The organism is Streptomyces sp. NPDC034670 (assembly GCF_055574875.1).
Genome location: NZ_JBVITR010000012.1, coordinates 140,553 through 142,260 on the forward strand (window position 1 = coordinate 140,553; position 1,708 = coordinate 142,260).

A 1,708-nucleotide genomic window follows, 5' to 3' on the forward strand; every position below is an offset into this window, starting at 1 on the left:
GTTTGTAGGGGTGTTGGTGAGACAGGGACGCGGATCAGCCTTGGGCAAGGGAGGTGCCCCCCTCCCGGGGGGGGGGGAAAGGGGGGGCGGTGGCCGGGGCACGGGCCCGCGGCCGCCGAGCGCGTCAGGTGTTCCACACGCCGCTCGCGGCGGCGTCGCGGGCGAAGTCGGCGAAGTCCTTCGGCTTGCGGCCGAGGGCCTCCTCGACGCCGTGCACGAGGTGGGCGTTGCGCCCGTCGAGGATCAGTCCGAACAGGTCGGCGAACTCGGCGGGGAGCCCGTTCTCCTCGAGGGACTTGCGGTACTCGTCGACCGTGACCGGGATGTAGGTGATCTGCCGGCCGGTCGCCTTGCTCAGCTCCGCGGCGACGTCGTGGAAGCTCAGCAGCCGCGGGCCGGACAGCTCGTAGGTCTTGCCGACGTGCCGGTCCTCGGTGAGGGCCGCCACGGCGACGTCGGCGATGTCGTCGGCGTCGACGAAGGGCTCCACCGCGTCCCCGGTCGGCAGGGCCAGCTCACCGGCCACGACCGGCTCGTGGAAGAAGCTCTCGCTGAAGTTCTGCGCGAACCAGCTGGCCCTGATCACGGTCCACTGGGCGCCGGACTCCTTGAGCTTGTCCTCGCTGACGCGGGCCCCCTCCTCACCGCGCCCGGAGAGCAGGACCAGGCGCCGGGCGCCCTTGGCGACGGCGGCCTTGGAGAAGGCGCCCACGGCCTCGGCGGCGCCCGGGAAGGAGAGGTCGGGGTAGTAGGTGACGTAGACGGAGCCGACGCCTTCGAGGGCGGCGTCCCAGGTGCCCGGGTCCTCCCAGACGAAGGGCGGTTCGCCGGACCTGGAGCCGATCCGCACCGGGAGGCCCCGTGCGGTGAGCCGCTCGGCCACCCGGCGTCCGGTCTTGCCCGTGCCGCCGATCACCAGCGTCGTGTCGTCCGTGGCCGTCGAGGTGTTCTGCGTGTTCGTCATGCCGTTCAGTCAACTCCCTGTTCGCTGAGACGGGCCATAGCCGCAAAGCTCACCTCTGTGCGCGGGCGTCTACGGCGGATGGTGCTTCTCTTCGGGATGCTTCGGGGGCGCGGGGGGGTCCGGGCAGTGCCGGGCGGCGCCCGGGGCCCGCGTCACCGGCAGCCTAGGCAGGGCCCCGGCGGGCGGCCACGGCCCGCGAGGCGGGCTCGAGCGCTTCTCGAGCCCGAGGGGCGTTCGAGCGGCCCTCCAGTCGCGTGGCCCACCCTTGCCGGACGTGCGATCCGCTTCCTTCCGGCCCCTCTTCCCTCCCGAGGTGCTCCATGAGTTCTTCCGTCCCCCGTTCCCCGTCCTCCCGACCGTCGCCCGTGCGCTCCGCCGGGGACGGCCCCGAGGCGCTGCTCCCGGAGCTGGCGGAGCTGGACGCCGACGTGTCCTCGCTCCTGGCCCGCATCGGCATCGCGCCGGACGGGAAGCGGGCGGACGGCGCCCAGGCGGCACCGGCCCGCGGCGCCGGTCCGCGCTCCCGGGTCCGGCCGGCCTGAGCGCCGCGGCCGACGGCCGGGCCCGGCACGCCGAACGCCGCGTCCCCCGGGACGGGATGTCCCGGGGGACGCGGCGTTCCCGCGCCGCCGGACGGCTGTCGGCGGCCCTCAGTAGCGGTAGTGGTCGGGCTTGTACGGGCCCTCGACCTTCACCCCGATGTACTCCGCCTGCTCCGGGCGCAGCCGGGTGAGCTTGACGCCG

3 protein-coding genes are annotated in these 1,708 nt (G+C 74.3%); 1 reads left to right on the plus strand and 2 read right to left on the minus strand.

Annotated features, from left to right (window positions below):
- Positions 1-124 precede the first annotated feature (124 nt).
- Complete coding sequence (locus ACZ56B_RS12080; RefSeq protein ID WP_468788913.1) at positions 125-964, minus strand: NmrA family NAD(P)-binding protein; 840 nt, start codon at positions 962-964, stop codon at positions 125-127.
- Positions 965-1,284: 320 nt separating this feature from the next.
- On the opposite strand from ACZ56B_RS12080, the gene ACZ56B_RS12085 reads away from it, so the two are divergent.
- On the plus strand, positions 1,285-1,506 hold the full coding sequence (locus ACZ56B_RS12085; protein WP_468788915.1) for a hypothetical protein: 222 nt from the start codon (positions 1,285-1,287) through the stop codon (positions 1,504-1,506).
- 108 nt (positions 1,507-1,614) lie between these two features.
- Here ACZ56B_RS12085 and ACZ56B_RS12090 read toward each other — a convergent pair.
- The coding region (locus tag ACZ56B_RS12090; protein WP_468788925.1) for an adenosylhomocysteinase at positions 1,615-1,708 on the minus strand (94 nt) is incomplete at its 5' end.

Excerpts from the sequence above, each read along its gene's own strand:
- ACZ56B_RS12080 (WP_468788913.1), bottom strand. The coding sequence starts at position 964 with ATGACGAACACGCAGAACACCTCGACGGCCACGGACGACACGACGCTG.
- ACZ56B_RS12085 (WP_468788915.1), top strand. The coding sequence starts at position 1,285 with ATGAGTTCTTCCGTCCCCCGTTCCCCGTCCTCCCGACCGTCGCCCGTG.